A 19,567-nucleotide genomic window follows, 5' to 3' on the forward strand; every position below is an offset into this window, starting at 1 on the left:
CGGGCCCGCGCCCCGCGCGGGTGGGCGAGACCTCCGGCCTGAGCAGTCGTCGCGCTGCCGGTCGGAGGCGTGCGCCCCCGCCCGGCCGTGCCGAGCGGAAGAGAGACCCACCCGTGATCGTCTGGTCCGTCGTCGTGACGGCGTTCGCCCTCGTCCTGCCGGTCGAGCTCCCGGACAAGACCCTGTTCGCCAGCCTCGTGCTCGCCACCCGGTTCCCGCCGCTGCCGGTGTTCGTCGGCGTGGGCACCGCCTTCGGCCTGCAGGTCGCCATCGCCGTCATCGCGGGCAGCCTGCTCTCGCTGCTGCCGGAGGCGCTGGTCAGCGGCGTCGTGGCGGTGCTGTTCCTCGTCGGGGCGGTCCTGCTGTGGCGCAGCGCGTCCGAGGGGCCGGAGGACGGCGGGGAGGCGGCCGACGCCCGGGAGCGGACGTCGTTCCTGCGCGCGGCCGCGATCTCCTTCGGCGTGCTGTTCGCCGCGGAGTGGGGCGACCTGTCCCAGCTGGCCACCGCGGGCCTGGCCGCCCGGTTCGACGAGCCGGTGTCGGTGTTCGTCGGCGCGTGGGCGGCGCTGCTGACCGTCTCGGCGCTGGCGGTGTTCCTCGGCAAGACGCTGGCCGACCGGCTGCCGGTGGCCCTCATCCGCCGGGTGGCCGCGGGGCTGTTCGTCGTCTTCGCCGTGTTCGCCGCCGTGGAGACCGTCCGCGTCCTCACCTGATCGGGGGACCGTCGCGGTCGGGGCGGTGCGGAGCGCGGGCGCGGGGGCCGTTGCCTGCCGCATGACCGTCTCCACCCCGCCCGACCGCGACGCCCTCGCCGACGCCGACCTCGCCGACGCCGACCTCGACGTCCGCGAGCTCGGCCGGGACGCCGAGCTGGCCGCCGTCGTGCGCGTCGCCGCGGACGTGGCCGGCGTGCGGTGCGCGACCGTCAACCTGCTCGACGCCTGCGAGCAGCACCAGCTGGCGCCGTCGGGCTTCCTGGGCTGCTCGTCGCCGCGCGACGAGTCGCTGTGCGCGGCGGTGAATGCCGGCGGCCCGCGGGGCGAGGTGATCGAGGACCTGGCCGCCGAGCCGCGGTACGCGGCCAACCCCTGGGTGGACGGCCGCCGCGCCCGCGTCCGCGCCTACGCCAGCGCGCCGCTGGTCGTCGACGGGGCGACGGTCGGCACCCTGTGCGTCTTCGACTCCGAGCCGCACGCCTTCGCCCCCGGCACCGGCGACCGGCTGGCCGACCTGGCCTCGGTCGTGGTGGCGCTGTTCCAGCGGCGCCGGCAGGCCCGCCAGCTCGCCGCCCTCGCCACCGCCAGCGCCGCCGCCCGCGACCAGGCCCAGGCCGCCGCGACGCACGCCGCGCGGTCGGAGGCCTTCACCCGCGCACTGCTGGAGGCGCTGCCCGTCGGGGTCGTCGCCGCCGACGCCGACGGGCGCATCACGCTGTTCAACCGGCTCTGCCGGCAGTGGCACGGGCTCCCCGAGGCCTCCGCCGACCGCGTCGAGGGCGGCCGGCTCACCGAGGACGTCGTCGAGGCCTTCGGGCTGAGCACGCCCGACGGGCGCCGGCTCGGCCCGGCCGAGGTCCCCCTGGCCCGCGTCTACGCCGAGGGGCGGGTCCGCGACGCCGACATGGCGATCGCCCTGCCCGGCGCTCCCCTGCGCGTGGTGCGCGCCTCGGGCACCCGCATCCGCGACGCCGCGGGCCGGCCCACCGGCGCCGTCGTCGCGATGATGGACGTGACCGCCCAGCGCGAGCTCGAGGCCCGGCTGCGCGAGGCCGCCCTGCACGACGCGCTCACCGGCCTGCCCAACCGGGCGCTGCTGCTGGACCGGCTCGAGCAGGCCCTGCAGGTCCAGGCACGCGAGGGCCTGGCGGCCGCGCTGCTCTACTGCGACCTCGACGGGTTCAAGGGCATCAACGACACCCTCGGCCACGCCGCCGGCGACGCCGCCCTGCTGCGGATGGCCGCCGCGCTGCGGGCGGCGGTGCGCCCGGGCGACACCGTGGCCCGCATCGGCGGCGACGAGTTCGTCGTGCTGTGCCCGGGCACCGGCACCGAGGACGCCGCCCGGCGCCTGGTCGACCGGATCGCGTGCACGCTCGCGACCCCCACCGACGGCGGGCCGCCGCTGCGCTCGAGCACCGGCGTCGCCCTCTCCCGTCGGGGCGACACCGCCGACAGCCTGCTGCGCCGCGCCGACGCGGCGATGTACGAGGTCAAGCGCTCCCGCCGCTGACCGGCGTCCGGGGCGCCGTCCCGGACGGACCCGGCACCCCGCTCAGGGCAGTGTCGGGATCCAGTCGGCCAGCGCCCGGCCGATCGCGTGCGGCGAGTCCTCGGGGACGAAGTGGGAGCCGGGGACGCTGACCTCGGTGACCGACGGCCACTTCCGCACCAGCCCGCGTGCCCGCCCGGTCAGCAGCCACCCGGGCTCGGCGTTCAGGAACAGCTTCGGCACGGCACTGGTCCGCAGCCAGTGCCCGTACCGCGCGACGACGTCGTGGACGGCCGGCGGCACGTTGCTGATCGGGAGCTGGCGCGGCCACTCCAGCGTCGGCCAGCGGTCCTCGCGCTCGCGGAAGGGCTGCCGGTAGCGCTCGTGCGCCTCCGGGGAGAGCCCGCGCAGCACGGACGCCGGGAGGATGCGCTCGACGAAGACGTTCTTGTCGAGGACGACGACCTCGCCGTCCTCGCTGCGCATGGCCTGGAAGATCCTGCGGCCCTCCGCCGGCCAGTCGGCCCAGGTCATCGGGGTGACGATCGCCTCGGTGAAGGCCAGGCCGCGGACCGCCTCGGGGTGGCGGTGCGCCCAGGAGAAGCCCAGCGCCGAGCCCCAGTCGTGCAGCACGAAGGTGACCCGCCGCTCCACCCCGAGCGCCTCGAGCAGGCCGTCCAGGTGCGCGGCGTGCGCGGCGAGGGAGTAGGTGCCGCGCTGCGGGCCGGGCAGCTTCCCGGACTCCCCCATGCCCACCAGGTCCGGCGCGATGCAGCGGCCGAGGTGCTGCACGTGCGGGATGACGTTGCGCCACAGGTAGGACGACGTCGGGTTGCCGTGCAGGAAGACGATCGGGTCGCCCTCGCCGACGTCGACGTACGCCATCTCGGTGCCCCGGACGGTCACCCGCCGCCGGGGGAAGGGGTCCCCGGGCGAGACCTCCTCGTGGGTGCTGTCGTCCTGGTCGGCCATGCGGCGATCCTCGCCCAGGCACCGCTCCCCCGCCGTCCGGGGATCGCCCTCGACCCCGACGCGACGATCGCGCTTGACCCTGACGCGACGTCAGGCTGTGCACTCGTCGCCGTCAGGGAGGAGGGACCCGGGATGAAGGTGGGCGAGGTGGCGGCACTGGCCGGCGTCACGGTGCGCACGCTGCACCACTACGACCGGATCGGCCTGCTGTCGCCGTCGGGGCGCACCGCGGCCGGTTACCGCCGCTACTCGGCGGCGGACCTGGACCGGCTGCACCAGGTGCTGCTCTACCGCGAGCTCGGGTTCCCCCTCGAGGAGGTCGCGGCCCTGCTGGACGACCCGTCCGCCGACCCCGCCGAGCACCTGCGCCGGCAGCACCGGCTGCTGCGGGACCGGCTGGAGCGGACGCGGGCGATGGTCGCGGCCGTCGAGAAGGAGATGGAGGCGAGGCAGATGGGGATCGCACTGACCCCCGAGGAGCGGTTCGAGGTGTTCGGCGAGCACGACCCGGAGCGGTACGAGGCCGAGGTCCGGGAGCGCTGGGGCGACACCGACGCCTACCGCGAGTCCGCGCGGCGCACCGCGGCCTACGGCAAGGAGGACTGGGTCCGGATCCGGGCCGAGGGCGAGGACCTCACCCGGCGGATGGCCGAGGCGCTGCGCGGTGGCGTGGCGCCCGACTCGCCGCAGGGCATGGACCTCGCCGAGGAGGCGCGGCAGCAGATCAGCCGGTGGTTCTACGACTGCCCGCCGGAGGTGCACGCCGCGCTGGGGCGGATGTACGTCGAGGACGAGCGGTTCACCGCCACCTACGAGCAGGTCGCGCCGGGCCTCGCGCAGTGGGTGAGCACCGCCGTCCAGGCCAACGCCGCCCGCCAGGGGTGAGCCCCGGGGTGGCAGGAACGGCCATTCCTGCCACCCCCTGGCCCCCTCCAGGGCACCGTCCCGAGCCTGCGAGGGGTGGGGAGGAGGGGGTCCTTCAACAGACGCGGACCAGGAGCTCGCCGTGCAGCATGGCGAGCCAGCCGTCGTCCGCGGCGGCCCAGCGCAGCCACGCGGCGGCGAGCTCCTCGAGCCCGTCCGGCGTGGCCAGGCCGTACGCCAGGGCCTGCTCCGCGAACGCCGACGCCGTCGCGCGGCCGGCCCAGGAGCGGCCCCACCACTCCCGCTCGGCCGGCGAGGCGTAGCACCAGGAGCCGGTCGTCGCGGTGGTGTCGCGCAGGCCCGCGGCGTGGGCCCAGGACAGCAGCCGGCGGCCGGCGTCGGGCTCGGCGCCGTTGGCACGGGCGACCGCGGAGTAGAGCTCCAGCCACCGGTCCAGGCCGGCGTCGGCGGGGAACCAGCAGGTGGCGGCGTAGTCCACGTCCCGGACGGCGAGCAGCCCGCCGGGGCGGCAGACCCGCACCATCTCGCGTAGCGCCGCCACCGGGTCGGTGAGGTGCTGCAGCACCTGGTGCGCGTGGACGACGTCGACCGAGTCGTCGGGCAGGTCGAGGGCGTAGACGTCGCCGACGGCGAAGGTCACCGCGACGCCCTCGCGCGCGGCGAGGTCCCGGGCCTCGTCGAGCGGGTCGGCCGACGCGTCGAGGCCGAGCACCCGGCCGGGCGCGACCCGGCGGGCGAGGTCGACGGTGATCGTGCCCGGCCCGCACCCGACGTCGAGCAGGTCGAGCCCGGGGCGCAGGTGCGGCAGCAGGTACGCGGCGGAGTTCTCCGCGGTGCGCCAACGGTGCGACTGCAGGACCGGTTCGGCGTGCCCGTGCGTGTAGGTGTCCACGCCGGCATCCTGCTCCGCCCGTCCCGCACAGCGGAACGGCTTTCCCACTCAGTGGGATGCGGACGAGCGGGGCGTCAGGTGCGCGGCTCGCGCCCGGCCGGCTGCCGCGGCTCGCCGAGCAGCGGGGTGGGCGCGCGCAGCGGCACGCGCACCGGGGTGGTCGCGACCGACTGCGCGGCGCCGTCGACGACGACGGTCACCGGCCCCTCGCCGCGCACCAGCGTGAGGGTGGTGCCCTCCTGCGTCGTCTCGACGCGGAGCACGCTGCCGCGCCAGGTGACGTGCCACGCCGTGCGGGACAGCGACGACGGCAGCAGCGGCGCGATCTCGAGGTCCCCGTGGTCCTCGCGCAGACCCCCCAGACCCGCGGTGAGCGCCAGCCAGGCCCCGGCCACCGAGGCCATGTGCAGGCCCTGGGCCGTCCCCTGCTGGACGTCGCGCAGGTCCACCAGCGCGCACTCGCGCAGGTAGCGCAGGGCGAGGTCGGGGTGCTGCACCTGTGCGCACACCACCGCCTGCACCGCGGCCGACAGCGAGGAGTCCCGCACGGTGCGCGCCTCGTAGTACTCGAGGTCGCGGGCCACCTGCTCGTCGGTGAACTCGTCGCGGCACCACCACAGCGCCTGGACGAGGTCGGCCTGCTTGAGCACCTGGCGCCGGTAGAACGTGGCGTAGTGGTTGTGCTCCTGCACCGGGTAGGCGTCGCGCTGCTCCTCGAAGGGCCACTCCCCGTACGACGTGAAGCCGGCGTTCATGGGGTGCACACCCAGACCCTCGTCCCACGGCACGTGGACGGCGTCGGCGGCGGCCCGCCAGGCGGCGGTCTCGGCGTGGTCCACGCCGAGCTCCGCGGCCCGCGCCTCGTACCTGCGGCAGGCGTCGGCCGCGCGCCGCAGGTTGGCCCGCGCCATGAGGTTGGTGAAGACGTTGTCGTCGACGACGCCGGTGTACTCGTCCGGACCGGTCATGCCGAACAGGTGCCACGCCCCGGCCGCGTCCTCGTGTCCCAGCGACGTCCACAACCTCGCCGTCTCGACCAGCACCGGCAGACCGTCGACGTCGTCGAGGTCGGCGCCCGTGGCGTTCTCGAAGAGCCAGAAGGCGCGGGCGACGTCGGCGTTGACGTGCATCGCCGCCGTGCTCGCCGGCCAGTACGCCGACACCTCGGGCCCGCTGATGGTGCGCCACGCGAACGCCGCGCCCGCCCGGCCCAGCGTCCGGGCCCGCTCCCGGGCGGCGTCGAGCGTGCCCGCCCGCCACCGCAGCAGGCGGGCGGCCGCGTCGGGGCGCAGCAGGGTCAGGGCGGGCAGCACGAACCCCTCGACGTCCCAGAAGGTGTGGCCGCTGTAGCCCATGCCGGTCAGCCCCTTGGCCCCGACGGGGGCGCCGGAGATGCAGGCGGCGGAGCAGAACAGCTGGAAGACGCTGTAGCGCAGCGCCTGCTGCAGCTCGGGGTCGCCGTCGACCTCGACGTCGGCGGTCGCCCAGAACTCGTCGAGCACGCCGCGCTGGGCGGCGAGCAGCCCCTCCCACCCCAGGTCGAGGGCCGAGGCCACCGCCGCCGACGCCTCGCCGACGAGCGAGCCGGCCGACGCGTCGAGCGACCAGGTGTGCGCCACCACCTTGGTGATCCCGAGCGACCCGCCGGCGCCCAGGTCGGCAGTGACCGTGGTGACGACGCAGTGCTCGTCGGCGTCGGAGCACACGCGCCCGCCGTCGACCACGTGCTCGGCCGCGGCGGCGAGCGTGAGGCCCGAGCGGCGCGTCCGGGCCGCGAGGTTCCCCCCGGTCGCCGAGCAGGCGTGCGCCAGCGGCTCGAAGGCGTTGTCGAGGCACTCGGCGACCCGCGGGTCGTCGTTGTCCACGCCCGTCGGCGTGACCGACCCGCTGGCGAGCTCGGACCGGACGACGACGTGCGCGGGCCCGTCGAGCGCGCGGACCTCGTACCGGGTGCCGCAGACCGACCGCTCGGCCAGCGACACCAGCCGCCGCGACGTGACCTCCATCGTCGTGCCGCGCGGCGTCGTCCAGCGCACCAGCCGGTCCAGCGTGCCGGCGCGCAGGTCCAGCGTGCGCTCGTGCACCTGCGGCCGGACCTCGCGCACGTCGAGCGGGATGCCGTCGACCAGGAGGCGCAGCGGCGTGCCGTCGGTGACGGTGAGCAGCGCCTGTCCCTCGCCGGGCTGCCCGTAGCCGCCCTCGGGATAGGACAGCGGGTGCGTCTCGTGGACGCCGGACAGGTAGGTGCCGCGCATGCCGAAGGGCTCGACCTCGTCGAGCGTCCCCCGGACGCCGAGGTAGCCGTTGGACAGGCTGAACAGGGACTCGGCGACGCCGAGCGTGCCGGTGTCCACGTGCGGCTCGCGGACCGTCCAGGGGGCGACGTCGAGTCTCGGGGCGCTCACGGCTGGTCCTCGCGGTCTCGGAGGGCTGTCGGGGCAGCCGGCCGGCGTCCCGCTCCCCGTCCTACCGCCCGGCGCACCCCCGCGCGACCGGCGGGGCACAGGGCGCCCTCCGCACCGCCTCCTCCGCCCCGCCCTACGCCCCGGCCAGGACGGACTCCGCGGCGGGGACGGCCCGCGCGCGGTCGGCGGGGACCAGGCCCAGGCGCACCCGCCGGTCGAGCAGGTCGGCCACGCTGCGCGCCCCCTCGGCCAGCGCGCCGAACCGCAGCTCCCCCACCGTCTCCGGGCGGCCCCCGACCACCGGCTCGGTGCCGAGCGCGGCCACCCGCGGCGCCTCGGTGCCGTACCGGGCGACCAGCCGCGCCGGGGCGGGCACCCGCGCCAACTCGGCCGGGGACGCCGCGCCGACCAGCGGCAGCCGGACGGTCGGCGAGCGCCGCGCGCCCCGACCCAGCCGCGCGACGACGGCGTCGACGGCCTCCTCCGCCATCGCCCGGTAGGTGGTGAGCTTGCCGCCGACGACCGACAGGACCGGTCCGTCCCACCGCAGCAGGTGCCGCCGCGACAGGTCCGCGGTGGCGTCGCCGGGCCCCCCGCCGGCCGACTCCGGCAGCACCAGCGGCCGCAGCCCGGCGTAGGAGCCGACGACGTCGTCCCCGGTCAGCGGCGCCGCCAGCACCCGGTTCACGGTGGCGAGCAGCTGCCGCACCTCGGCCTCGGCCGGGACCGGGTCGTCGTCCGGGACCGGCCCGGGCACCGGCTCGTCGGTGAGCCCCAGGTACACCAGCCCGCCCGGCTGCGGCAGCGCGAACACGTACCGCGAGCGCGAGCCGGGCAGCGGCACGGTGAGCGCCGCGACCGGGTCGCCGAGCCGATCGGCGCGGACGACGAGGTGCGAGCCGCGCGAGGGCACCAGCCGGATGCCGGGCGCGAGCGCCTGCGCCCAGACGCCGGTCGCGTTGACCACCGCGCCCGCCCGCACGCTCAGCGCCGCGCCGTCGGCCTCCACCGCCACCTCGCCGCCGTCGACGCCGGTCACCCGCGCGCCGGTGAGCACCCGGGCGCCGTGCGCGGCGGCGGTGCGGGCCAGCGCGACGACGAGCCGCGCGTCGTCGGTGAGCTGGCCGTCCCAGAACACCGCGCCGCCGCGGCCGGGGCGCACCGCGGGCGCCAGCCGCGCGACCTCGGCGGCGCCGACGCGGCGGGTGCCGGGCAGCGAGCCGCGGCCCCCGCGCACCGACCGGCGCACCGCGTCCCCGAGCCGCCCGCCCAGCGCGCCGACGGCGCTGACGTCCCGGCCGGCGGCGTCGGGCACCAGGAACGGCAGCGCCCGGACCAGGTGCGGCGCGGTGGTGCGCATGAGGACGGCGCGCTCGCGGGCGCTCTCCCGCGCCAGGCCGACCTCGCCGTGCGCCAGGTAGCGCAGGCCGCCGTGCACCAGCTTGCTCGACCACCGGCTGGTGCCCGCGGCGAGGTCGGTGCGCTCCAGCAGCGCCACGGACAGGCCGCGGGCGGCCGCGTCGAGGGCCACCCCGGCGCCGGTCACTCCCCCGCCCACGACGACGACGTCGACCCCGGCGGCCAGCGCCTCGAGGTCGGCCGCGCGGCGCTCGGGTGTGAGGTCGGGCCCGCCGGTCACGTGCGGGGTCCCGGTCGGAGCACCGGCAGACTGTAGCCGTGCCCGAGCAGCCGGAACTGACCGTCCAGGGGTGGGGGCCCGGCAGCTCCCGCGTGGCCACGGTGGCCGAGCCGGGGGGCACGGCGGAGGGCTCCCTCGAGCTCACCCGCGACCCCGACCTCGCCACCGCGCTGCCCAAGGCCGCCCGCCGCCACCTGGCCAAGGAGCTGGGCTGGGAGCCGCGGCCGACCCCGCCGGTCGCCGTCGCCGACATCCGGCTGGCGCCCTCGCGGCTGCCGGCCGACGTGCACGACGCGCTGGTCGCGCTGCTCGGCGCGGAGCACGTGCGCACCGACCGGGAGGCGCGGCTGCGCCGGGCCGGCGGCAAGAGCTACCTGGACCTGCTGCGCCGGCGCGGGGGCGACGCCTCCGACGCCCCCGACGCCGTCGTCCTGCCCGGCAGCACGGCCGAGACCGCGGAGCTGCTGGCGCTGTGCGCCGAGCACGGGGTCGTCGTCGTGCCGTTCGGCGGGGGCACCAGCGTGGTGGGCGGGCTGTCGGGGATGGACCCGGACGACCGGCCCTCGCTGTCGGTCGACCTGTCCCGGATGGCGGCGCTGACCGACGTCGACGTCGCCTCGTCGCTGGTCACCGCCGGCCCCGGCATGCGCGGCCCGGCGCTGGAGGAGGCGCTGGGCGCCCACGGGCTGACGCTGGGCCACCTGCCGCAGAGCTGGGAGTACGCCACGCTCGGCGGCTACGCGGCCACCCGCTCGGCCGGGCAGTCCTCCACCGGCGTCGGCCGCTTCGACGACCTCGTGGCGGGCCTGACCCTGGCCACGCCGTCGGGGGTGCTGGAGCTCGGCCACCCCCCGGCGTCGGCGGCCGGCCCCGACCTGCTCGGCCTGGCGCTGGGTTCCGAGGGCACGCTCGGGATCATCACGGAGCTGCGGCTGCGGGTGCGCCCGGCGCCGCGGGCCCGGGTGTACGAGGGCTGGTCGTTCCGCACCTGGGCCGACGGGCTCGCCGGGCTGCAGCGGCTGGCGCGGCACGACCTGCTGCCCGACGTCGTCCGGCTCTCCGACCCCGACGAGACCCGCGCCAACCTGCTCAACGCCGCCGGCACCGGCGCCCGGCTGCTGCGCGGCGCCCTGCGGGCCCGCGGCCGCGGCGACGGCTGCCTGCTCGTCGTCGGCTGGGAGGGCCTGCCGCAGGTGGTGCGGGCCCGCCGCCGGGCGGTGCTCCCCGTGCTGCGCGAGCACCGCGCGGCGCGGGTCGGCCGCCGGGTGGGCGAGTCGTGGCGCCGGCACCGGTTCGCCGCCCCCTACCTGCGCGACCGGCTCATGGACGCCGGCCTCCTGGTCGAGACCCTCGAGACGGCGGCCACCTGGACCGCGCTGCCGGCCGTCTACGACGCCGTCCGCACCGCGCTGCGCGAGTCGCTGGGCCGCCCCGGCAAGCAGCCGCTGCTGATGACGCACGTGTCCCACGGCTACGCCACCGGCGCCTCCCTCTACGTCACGGTGCTCGCCGACCGCGACGACGACCTGCCGCTGCAGCAGTGGCTCACCGCCAAGCGGGCGGCCACCGAGGCACTGCTGGCCGCGGGCGGCACGCTCACCCACCACCACGCCGTCGGCCACGACCACCGCCCCTGGCTGGAGCGCGAGGTCGGGCCGCTCGGCGTCGAGGTGCTGCGCGCGGTCAAGGCCCGGCTGGACCCGCGGGGCGTCTGCAACCCCGGGGTCCTGCTGCCCGACTGAGGAAGGACCCCTCCTCCCCCACCCCTCGCAGGCTCGGGGCGGGACCCGGGAGGGGGCCGGACAGCTCATCTGGCCGGTGGGGTCCACCCCGGCGGGGGCAGGGCCGGGGGGATCCCCATCCGCCGCCGCAGCCAGGCCGGCGGCCGGGGCCGGGTCGACTGCTCAGGCACCCCGGCCCCGCAGCGCGTACCCGGTGGAGAAGACGTCGTCCGGGTCGACCGCCCGCTTGACCGCGAGCAGGCGCTCGGCCGAGGCCGGGTCCCAGGCGGCGAGGACCTCCTCGGGACCGCTCACGTCGCCGAGGAAGTTGACCATCCCGCCGGGCGCGGCCCACGGCGCCAGCGCGGCCAGCACGCCGCGGCCGACCGCGGGCACCACCTCGGCCAGCTCCGGGACCATCGGGCCGATCACGAACACCGACCAGGCGGCGTGCCGCCCGGGGACGGCGTCGGGCACCCGCGCCGGGCGGGCCAGCGCCCCGCCCAGCTGGCGGATCTCGGCCATGACCAGCGGCACCGGCACGTCGGGGCCGGCGGCGGCGAGGAACGCGTCGACGGTCTCCTCGGTGAGCTCGGCGAGCAGCGTCCCCTTCTCCCAGCCGGGCATCGGGTCGGTCGGGTCCATGTGCACCGCGTCCAGCGCCGTCGTCGGCATCGGCCCGACGCCGCCGATCAGCACCTCGCCCGCGGCCTCCATCGGCGCGACCAGCGCGGCGCCGAGCGCGGGGTCCTCGCCCGCGTAGACGTAGCGCAGGTGGACCACGGTCTGCCCGCGCAGCGGCGGCGGCAGCTCCTCCAGCGGCGGCAGCCGCAGCACGGCGACCGAGGTGCCGACCTCCTCGGGCAACGTCGGCGCCCAGGCCCGGTAGGCGTGCAGCACCGCGGCGGCGTCCCGGCCGGCGAAGAACAGCCCGCCGGCGACCAGCGCGGGCACGGGGAACAGCTCGAACTCCAGCGCGGTGACGACGCCGAAGTTGCCCTTGCCGCCGCGCACCGCCCAGAACAGCTCGGGCTCGGTCTCGGCGCAGACGGTGCGCAGCACGCCGTCGGCGGTCACCATCTCCACGCTCACGACGGCGTCGGCGGCGAACCCGTGCTTGCGGCCCAGCGACCCGTGCCCGCCGCCGAGGGTGTAGCCGACCACCCCGACGTCGGACGACGAGCCGCACAGCCCGGTCAGCCCGTGCTCGGCGGCGGCCGCCATGACCTTCTGCCACTTGACGCCCGCCTCGACCCGCGCGGTGCGGCGGGCCGGGTCGACGGCGACGCCCTGCATGCGGCGAGTGGTGATCATCAGCGCGCCGTCGGCGTTGCGCACCGGGCCGTGGCCGGTGGCCTGGACGGCGACCGGCAGGCCGTGCGCGGCGGCGAAGGAGACGGCGGCGGCGACGTCGGCGGCGCAGGTGGCGCCCACCGCGACGGCGGGCGTGTGGGTGACGGCGAGGTTCCACGCCGCGACCTCGGCCGCCATGCCGTCGTCACCGGCGACGTAGACAGGCCCGTGGACCCGGCCGCGCAGGTCCGCGACGGCGGCGGGGTCGAGGGAGGCGGGCACGGCGTCGTCGAGCGGCGTGCGCGGGAGCGGGGCGGCGGCGGGGGTCTCGGTCAGGCTCATGTCGGGGTCCTCGGGGGCAGGGGGATGGCCGGGGACGACCGTGGCCGCCCCGCCTTGACCGCCACTTGCGCCCCACTTGAGGCGCGCGAACCCCTCCCCAGCCGGCCCGCGACCTGTCACCATGCCCGACCGTGCGGTTCCGCGTCCTCGGCCCCCTCGAGGTCACCGGACCCGACGACCGCCCCGTCGACGTCGGCGGCGCCAAGCCCCGCGCGCTGCTGACCCTGCTGCTGGCCGAGGCCGGCCGGGTGGTCCCGATCGACCGCATCGTCACCACGCTGTGGGGCGACGAGCCGCCGCCCACGGTGACCGGCACCCTGCAGGCCTACGTCTCGCACCTGCGCCGGGTGCTCGAGCCCCAGCGCGGGCCGCGCGAGGCCCCCACCGTGCTGCTCACCCGCGCGCCGGGCTACCTCGTCCAGGTCGGCCCCGAGGACCTCGACAGCCTGCGCTTCGCCCGCCTGGTCGAGGAGGGCGACCGCGCCGTCGAGGCCGGCGACCCCGCCGGCGGGGTCGCCGCGCTCGACCGCGCGCTGGAGCTGTGGCGGGGCGAGCCGCTGGCCGAGCTGGGCGACGGGCCGGGCGCGGCCACCGACCGGCTGCGCCTCACCGAGCTGCACGTGCGCGCCCGCGAGCGCCGCTGCGACGCGCTGCTGGCCACCGGCCGCGCCGACGCCGCCGTCGCCGACCTGCAGCGCCTGGTCGCCGAGCACCCGCTGCGCGAGCGGCTGTGGGCCCGGCTGGTCACCGCCCTCTACGCCGCCGACCGGCAGGCCGACGCCCTCGACGCGCTGCGCCGCTGCACCGAGCTGCTGCGCGACGAGCTGGGCATCGACCCCGGCCCCGAGCTGCGCGACCTGGAGCAGGCGGTGCTCCGGCAGGACCCCAAGCTCACCTCGCGGGTGCCCCGGCCGGTGCTGTCGGTGGTCCCGCCGCCGGCGCCCACCGCGCTGGCCGTCCCCGGCGACGAGACGCTGGTCGGCCGCCGCACGGAGCTGGCCCGGCTGCGGGCGGCCGCCGAGCAGGTCGCCGCCGGGCGGCCCGCCGTCGTCGTGCTGGCCGGCGAGGCCGGCATCGGCAAGACCCGGCTGGCCGAGGCGGTCGCGGACACCATCCGGGCCGCGGGGTGGGCGGTCGCGGAGAGCCGCTGCGCCGACGACGCCGGGGCCCCCGCGCTGTGGCCGTGGACCCAGGCGCTCGAGCAGCTGGGCCAGGAGCCGCCCGCACCCGACGACGGCGACGACGCCGACGCCGCCCGGTTCCGGCTGTTCCAGGAGCTGCGCGGCCGGCTCGCCGCCGCCGCCCGCCAGCGGCCGGCGATGGTCGTCCTCGACGACCTGCAGGGCGCCGACACGACCTCGGTCCAGCTGCTGACCCTGCTGACCCGGCACCTGCCGCGGGTGGCGCTGCTGGTCGTCGTCACCGTGCGCAGCGTCGGGGAGGAGCTGCCCGAGGCGGTCGCGGACTGCCTGGCCCGGCTCGCCCGGGAGCCGGCCGCCACCACGATGACCCTGCAGGGCCTGGACACCGAGGACGTCGGCTCGCTGCTGGCCGCGCAGCTGGGCTCGGCCGGCGACCCGGGCCTGGCCGCCACGGTGCACGACCGCACGGCGGGCAACCCGTTCTTCGTCGTCGAGCTGTCCCGCTGGATGCGCGGCGGCCGCGACCTGCACGCGGTGCCGGTGCCGCCGTCGGTGGGCGAGGTGCTGCGGACCCGCCTGGCCCGGCTGCCCGCCGGCGTCCGCCCGGTGCTGGAGCTCGCCGCCGTCGCCGGCCGCGAGGTGACCCTCGACCTGCTCGAGGCGGCCGGGGAGCCGGCCGAGGCCGCGCTCGCGGCCCTGGACGCCGCGGTCGCCGCCGGCCTGGTCGTCGAGGGCAGCACGCCGTGGAGCTGGCGGTTCACCCACGCGCTGGTGCAGGAGGTCCTCGCCGACGACCTCCCCGCGCTGCGCCGGGCCCGCCTGCACGCCCGGCTCGGCGAGGCGCTGGAGCGGCAGGTCAGCGGCACCCGCCCCGACGACGCCGTGGTCGAGCGGCTGGCGCACCACTTCGTCGAGGCCGCGCCGGTGGCCGGCCCCGCCCCCGGGCTGCGGTGGTCGACCACCGCGGCGGCCAACGCCCGGGCCCGCCTGGCCGACGGCGAGGCCGCGGTGCACACCCGCCGCGCGCTGCGGCTGGTCGACCCGGCGCAGCCCGGCGCGGTCCGCACCCGGCACGACCTGCTCACCGCGCTGGGCAACGACCTGCTGCGCAGCGGCGAGCGCACCGAGGCCCACCAGGTGGTCGGCGAGGCGATCGCGCTGGCCCGCGAGCTCGGCGACCCGCGCTGCCAGCTGGAGTCGGCCGCGGTCTGGGGCGAGGTCACGCTGTGGAACTGGCGGCCGCACGGCGTCGTCGACGCCGAGATGGTCGCCCTGCTGGAGGACCTGCTCGAGCACCGCGACGAGATCGCCCCGGACGCGACCGAGGCGGAGCGGGACCGGCTGACCGCGCGGCTGCTGGGCACCCTCGGCGTCGAGCTGGCCTTCAGCGAGGACCTGCAGCGCGGTGTGCGGTACGCCGAGCGGGCGGTGGCGCTGGCCCGCGGCGTCGGCGACCCGGAGCTGCTCGGCCGGACGCTGAACAACTACTCGCTGGCGGTGTGGGGCCGGCCCGGCGCCGCCGAGCTGCGGCTCGCGGCGACCGACGAGGCGCTGGCCCTGGCCGGGCGCGGGCTGCCGCGGCGCACCGAGTTCTACGCCCGGCTGCACCGCGCGGCGATCCGGCTGCACCTCACCGACCGTGCCGGCTTCGACGCCGACCTGGAGGCCGGGCGGCGGCTGGCGTTCTCGCTGTCGGGCCCGGAGGTGCGCCCGCACGTGCTGTGGCAGCAGGCCGGCGCGGCGTGGCTGGCCGGCGACGCCGCCCGCGCCGAGGAGCTGACCACCGAGGCGCACGAGCTCTACCGCCGCGTGACGCCGCACGCGCGGCACGCCTACGCCGCGCACGTGTTCGCGCTGCGCCGCGGCGACGGCCGGCTGCCCGAGGCGATCGACCTGCTGGTGGAGACCGGCGACGAGGGCAACCCGCTGCTGCAGCTCATGGCGGTGGTGGCCGCCGCGGAGTCCGGCGACCTCGCGGTGGCCCGGCGGCTGCGCGCCCGCTGGGGCCGCACCCAGATCCGCGACTGGGCCAGCGACGTCGCGGTGCTGCTGCAGGCCGAGGCGGCGCTGCACCTGGGCGACGAGCCCGAGCTGACCATGGCCACCGTGCACCTGATGCCCTTCCGCGGGCGGCAGGCGGTGCTGGGCACCCCGGCGTTCAGCCTGGGCGCCTACGACGAGCTGCTGGGCCGGATCGCCGAGCGCACCGGCGACACGGTGGCCGCCCGCGGCTGGTGGACCGGCGCCCGCGAGCAGGGCCGCAGGGTCGGCTGCCCGCACCAGGTGGCGCTGGCCGAGTCCCACCTCGCGCGGGTGCCCGCCGACCAGGCACACCGGCCGCCGCGGCGCCGGCGGACCGACCGGCCGGCGCCGCGCTCCGCCTGACTCAGAGGGTCGTCGCGCGGCCGCCGTCGACGGGGATGACGGCGCCGGTCACGTACGCGCCGGCCCGGCTGGCCAGGTAGACGACGACGCCGGCCATGTCGTCGGGGCGGCCGATGCGGCCCAGCGGCGAGCTGGCGGCGATCTCGTCGCCGCGCGCGGCCAGGGTGGCGGCCATCATCTTCGACTCGAACGGCCCCGGCGCCACGGCGTTCACGGTGATCCGCCTGGGCCCCAGCTCCTTGGCCAGGTGCCGGGTGAGCTGGTGCACCGCGGCCTTGCTGGAGGAGTACGAGTAGGTCGGCAGGACCGGCACGTGCAGCCCGTCGATGCTGCCGACGTTGACCACGCGGGCCGGGTCGTCGTCGGTGGCCGCGGCCTGGAGCAGCGGCAGCATCGCCCGGGTCAGGAAGAACGGCGCCTTGACGTTGAGGTCGAGGACCTTGTCCCACGCCGAGGCGGGGAAGGTCTCGAGCGGCTCGCCCCAGGTGGCACCCGCGTTGTTGACCAGCACGTGCACCCGCTCCTCGCGGCGGCCGACCTCCTCGGCCAGCCGGACGCACTCGGCCTCGGTGCTGATGTCGGCGGGGATCGACTCCACCCGGCCGAACGCCGACAGCTCGGCCACCGCCTGCTCACCGGCCTCGGGCTTGCGCGAGCTGACGTACACCGACGCCCCGGCCTGCATCAGGCCGCGCGCCATCATCAGGCCGATGCCGCGGGTGCCGCCGGTGACGACGGCGACCTTCCCGGTGAGGTCGAACAGGTCCACGCGGTGCCTCCTCCTGTGGGGTGCCGTGCGCCGGCCGGGTCACTGTGCCAGCCTCTCCCCCCGTGACCACCGCGGCCCCCAGTCCCCTCGGCGTGACCAGCGAGGTCGGTCCCCTGCGGACGGTGGTCCTGCACCGGCCGGGCGCCGAGCTGCGCCGTCTCACGCCGCGCAACAACGACCAGCTGCTCTTCGACGGCGTCCCGTGGGTGGCCCGCGCGCAGGAGGAGCACGACGCGTTCGCCGCCGCGCTCACCGACCGCGGCGTCGAGGTGCTCTACCTGGACCGGCTGCTGACCGACGTCCTGGACCACCCGACGGCGCGCGAGGAGCTGGTGGCCGCCGCCGTCGACGACCCGCGCCTGGGCGCCACCCTCCAGCGCACCGCCGCCGACCACCTGTCCGGCCTCGCGGCCGAGGACCTGACCGGCGCGCTCACGGCCGGGCTGGCGCACCACGAGCTGCGCGGTGGCCGGGGGCTGGCCTACGAGCTGATGGACCGGCACGACTTCGTCGTCCCGCCGCTGCCCAACCTGCTGTTCACCCGGGACTCGTCGGTGTGGGTGGGCGACCAGGTCGCCGTCACGTCGCTGGCGATGCCGGCCCGGCACCGGGAGAGCACGATCCTGCGGGCGATCGCCACGCACCACCCGCGCTTCGCGGGGGCCGAGCACCTCTACGACTCCTCGCTGGAGCACCTCGAGGGCGGCGACGTCCTGCTGCTGGCCGCCGGGGTGGTGGCCGTGGGCGTGGGCGAGCGGACGACGCCGGGCGGCGCCGAGCGGCTGGCCCGCCGGGTGTTCGCGCGGGGGCTGGCGCACACGGTGCTCGTCGTCCCGATCGCCCAGGAGCGGGCGACCATGCACCTGGACACCATCGCCACGATGGTCGACGTCGACGCGATGGTCATGTACCCCGCGGTGGCGGACACCCTCGTCGCCTGGACGGTCACCGCCGACACCCCGCCCGACGACGCCGACACCACCGACCTCGTCGTCCGCGGACCCGCGCCGTTCGTCGTCGCCGCGGCCGAGGCGATGGGCATCGACCGGTTGCGGGTGATCGACACCGGCCTGGACCCGGTCACCGCCGAGCGCGAGCAGTGGGACGACGGCAACAACACCCTCGCGCTGGCCCCGCGGCTGGCGGTGGCCTACGAGCGCAACACCGTCACCAACGCCGCGCTCGAGGCGGCCGGCATCGAGGTGGTGCGGATCGCGGGCTCGGAGCTCGGCAGCGGCCGCGGCGGCCCGCGGTGCATGTCCTGCCCGGTGTGGCGGGAGCCCCTGCCCCGGCCCGGCCCGGCCCGTACGGTGCCGGGGACGGGCGAGCCCGGGGAGGTCGGGTGAGGACCGCGCCGCTGCTGCTCTGCTCGGCCGCCGCGGGAGCCGCCGCGGTCGCGCGGCGGGTCGCCCGCTTCCGGCCGGGGGAGGCGTCCGTCCCGCCCGCGGACGCCGCCGGCCTGGACGCCGACGCCGCCGCGGCCCGCCTGGCCGAGCTGATCCGCATCCCCACCGTCTCCGTGCGCGACCCCGGCGAGGCCGACCGCGCGGTGTTCCAGCGGTTCCGGGACCGCCTGGGCGAGCTGTACCCGCACACGCACCAGGTGCTCGAGCGGGAGGTCCTCCCCGGCGGCTCGCTGCTGTACCGCTGGCCCAGCGGCACCGACGCACCGCCGCTGGTGCTCATGGCCCACCACGACGTCGTCCCGGTCACCGGCCAGGCCTGGACCCGCGACCCGTTCTCCGGGGCCGTCGAGGACGGCGTCGTGCACGGCCGGGGCGCCGTCGACGACAAGGGCGCGCTGGTGGCGGTCCTCGAGGCGGTCGAGTCGCTGGTCGCGGCGGGGCACACGCCGGCCCGCGACGTGTTCGTCTTCTCCGGCAACGACGAGGAGGTCCTCGGCGTCGGCGCCCCGCAGGCGGTGCAGGTGTTCCGCGAGCGGGCCATCACGCCGTGGGCGGTCGTCGACGAGGGCGGCGCGGTGGTGACCGGCGTCTTCCCGGGCGTGCCGGGACAGATCGCCGCCGTCGGGCTGGCCGAGAAGGGGGTGCTGGACTGCGAGCTGGTCACCACCGACCCGGGCGGGCACGCGTCCTCGCCGACGCCGAACGGCGCCCCGGCCCGCCTCGCGCGCGCCGTCCTGCGGCTGGACGCCTCGCCCTTCCCGGCCCGGCTGCACGACGTCGTGCTGGGGATGGTCGACGCCGCGGGCCGGCACGCTCCGGGCCCGCAGCGCGCGCTGTTCGCGCACGCCCGCGCGTTGCGGCCGCTGCTCGCGGCGGCGCTGGCCCGGGCCGGCCGGGAGAGCAGCGCCATGGTGCGGACCACGGTCGCGGTCACCGAGCTCGAGGGCAGCGGCGCGCGGAACGTGCTGGCCACCCGGGCGCGGGCGCACCTGAACGTCCGGATCGCCCTGGGCGAGACGGTGCGGTCGACGGTCGAGCGGCTGCGCCGGGTCGTCGCCGACGACAGCGTGGAGATCCGGGTGCTCTCCGGCGGCGACCCCTCACCCGTCTCGCGGACCGACAACGAGGCGTACGCGGCCCTCGGGGCGGCGGTGCGGGCGGTCTACCCGCAGGCCGTCGTCGCGCCGTACCTGATGGTGCAGGCCAGCGACGCCCGGCACTTCGCGCAGATCAGCGACAGCGTCTAACGGTTCATGCCCTTCGACCTGTCCCGCGGCGAGCTCGACGCCCTGCACGCCGCCGACGAGCGGATCAGCGTCGCCGCCCTGCACCGGGGCGCGGTGTTCTTCCGGCACCTCATCACCCACCTCTGAGCGCGGTCGTGGGGGGGGGGGGGGGGGGGGGGGGGGGGGGGGGGGGGGGGGGGGGGGGGGGGGGGGGGGGGGGGGGGGGGGGGGGGGGGGGGGGGGGGGGGGGGGGGGGGGGGGGGGGGGGGGGGGGGGGGGGGG

General features: G+C 77.7%; 13 protein-coding genes. 7 read left to right on the plus strand and 6 right to left on the minus strand.

Going from position 1 to position 19,567, the window contains the following annotated elements; genetic code table 11:
- The first annotated feature begins 113 nt into the window (after nucleotides 1–113).
- On the plus strand, nucleotides 114–713 hold the full coding sequence (locus tag ACI8AA_RS22560; protein ID WP_457046606.1) for a TMEM165/GDT1 family protein: 600 nt from the start codon (nucleotides 114–116) through the stop codon (nucleotides 711–713).
- Nucleotides 714–774: 61 nt separating this feature from the next.
- Nucleotides 775–2,229, plus strand: a complete 1,455-nt coding sequence (locus tag ACI8AA_RS22565; protein ID WP_457046607.1) for a diguanylate cyclase domain-containing protein — start codon at nucleotides 775–777, stop codon at nucleotides 2,227–2,229.
- 42 nt (nucleotides 2,230–2,271) lie between these two features.
- On the opposite strand, the gene ACI8AA_RS22570 is transcribed toward ACI8AA_RS22565, so the two are convergent.
- Nucleotides 2,272–3,180, minus strand: coding sequence for a haloalkane dehalogenase (locus ACI8AA_RS22570; RefSeq protein WP_457046608.1), 909 nt, complete (start codon nucleotides 3,178–3,180; stop codon nucleotides 2,272–2,274).
- A 132-nt stretch (nucleotides 3,181–3,312) separates the two neighbouring features.
- Between ACI8AA_RS22570 and ACI8AA_RS22575 the strand changes: the two genes are divergently transcribed.
- A complete protein-coding gene (locus tag ACI8AA_RS22575; protein ID WP_457046609.1) occupies nucleotides 3,313–4,065 on the plus strand; it encodes a MerR family transcriptional regulator in 753 nt (250 codons plus the stop codon).
- 94 nt (nucleotides 4,066–4,159) lie between these two features.
- On the opposite strand, the gene ACI8AA_RS22580 is transcribed toward ACI8AA_RS22575, so the two are convergent.
- The 3 genes from ACI8AA_RS22580 to ACI8AA_RS22590 form a co-directional block, all read right to left on the minus strand.
- Complete coding sequence (locus ACI8AA_RS22580; RefSeq protein WP_457046610.1) at nucleotides 4,160–4,957, minus strand: methyltransferase domain-containing protein; 798 nt, start codon at nucleotides 4,955–4,957, stop codon at nucleotides 4,160–4,162.
- Nucleotides 4,958–5,031: 74 nt separating this feature from the next.
- Nucleotides 5,032–7,362, minus strand: coding sequence for a glycoside hydrolase family 65 protein (locus ACI8AA_RS22585; protein ID WP_457046611.1), 2,331 nt, complete (start codon nucleotides 7,360–7,362; stop codon nucleotides 5,032–5,034).
- A gap of 133 nt (nucleotides 7,363–7,495) precedes the next feature.
- A complete protein-coding gene (locus ACI8AA_RS22590; protein ID WP_457046612.1) occupies nucleotides 7,496–9,001 on the minus strand; it encodes a glycerol-3-phosphate dehydrogenase/oxidase in 1,506 nt (501 codons plus the stop codon).
- A gap of 38 nt (nucleotides 9,002–9,039) precedes the next feature.
- Here ACI8AA_RS22590 and ACI8AA_RS22595 point away from each other — a divergent pair, with 38 nt between their 5' ends.
- Nucleotides 9,040–10,743, plus strand: coding sequence for an FAD-binding oxidoreductase (locus tag ACI8AA_RS22595; RefSeq protein ID WP_457046613.1), 1,704 nt, complete (start codon nucleotides 9,040–9,042; stop codon nucleotides 10,741–10,743).
- Between the two features lie 162 nt (nucleotides 10,744–10,905).
- On the opposite strand, the gene ACI8AA_RS22600 is transcribed toward ACI8AA_RS22595, so the two are convergent.
- Nucleotides 10,906–12,357, minus strand: coding sequence for an FAD-binding oxidoreductase (locus tag ACI8AA_RS22600; protein ID WP_457046614.1), 1,452 nt, complete (start codon nucleotides 12,355–12,357; stop codon nucleotides 10,906–10,908).
- Nucleotides 12,358–12,488: 131 nt separating this feature from the next.
- Here ACI8AA_RS22600 and ACI8AA_RS22605 point away from each other — a divergent pair, with 131 nt between their 5' ends.
- Nucleotides 12,489–15,884, plus strand: coding sequence for a BTAD domain-containing putative transcriptional regulator (locus tag ACI8AA_RS22605; RefSeq protein ID WP_457046615.1), 3,396 nt, complete (start codon nucleotides 12,489–12,491; stop codon nucleotides 15,882–15,884).
- 1 nt (nucleotide 15,885) lies between these two features.
- On the opposite strand, the gene ACI8AA_RS22610 is transcribed toward ACI8AA_RS22605, so the two are convergent.
- The gene (locus ACI8AA_RS22610) at nucleotides 15,886–16,653 is read right to left on the minus strand and encodes an SDR family oxidoreductase (protein ID WP_457046616.1); all 768 of its coding nucleotides are present in this window, start codon (nucleotides 16,651–16,653) and stop codon (nucleotides 15,886–15,888) included.
- A gap of 62 nt (nucleotides 16,654–16,715) precedes the next feature.
- Between ACI8AA_RS22610 and ACI8AA_RS22615 the strand changes: the two genes are divergently transcribed.
- Nucleotides 16,716–17,999, plus strand: a complete 1,284-nt coding sequence (locus ACI8AA_RS22615) for an arginine deiminase (protein ID WP_457046617.1) — start codon at nucleotides 16,716–16,718, stop codon at nucleotides 17,997–17,999.
- Complete coding sequence (locus ACI8AA_RS22620) at nucleotides 17,996–19,306, plus strand: M20/M25/M40 family metallo-hydrolase (RefSeq protein WP_457046618.1); 1,311 nt, start codon at nucleotides 17,996–17,998, stop codon at nucleotides 19,304–19,306. Before ACI8AA_RS22615 ends, ACI8AA_RS22620 begins: the two co-directional genes overlap by 4 nt.
- The last annotated feature ends 261 nt before the right edge of the window (nucleotides 19,307–19,567 follow it).

The sequence above is a fragment of the Geodermatophilus sp. SYSU D01180 genome (assembly GCF_054050415.1).

Bases quoted from the DNA above. Each gene is read 5' to 3' on its own strand.
- ACI8AA_RS22570 (WP_457046608.1), bottom strand. From the start codon at position 3,180: ATGGCCGACCAGGACGACAGCACCCACGAGGAGGTCTCGCCCGGGGAC.
- ACI8AA_RS22600 (WP_457046614.1), bottom strand. From the start codon at position 12,357: ATGAGCCTGACCGAGACCCCCGCCGCCGCCCCGCTCCCGCGCACGCCG.
- ACI8AA_RS22565 (WP_457046607.1), top strand. From the start codon at position 775: ATGACCGTCTCCACCCCGCCCGACCGCGACGCCCTCGCCGACGCCGAC.
- ACI8AA_RS22575 (WP_457046609.1), top strand. From the start codon at position 3,313: ATGAAGGTGGGCGAGGTGGCGGCACTGGCCGGCGTCACGGTGCGCACG.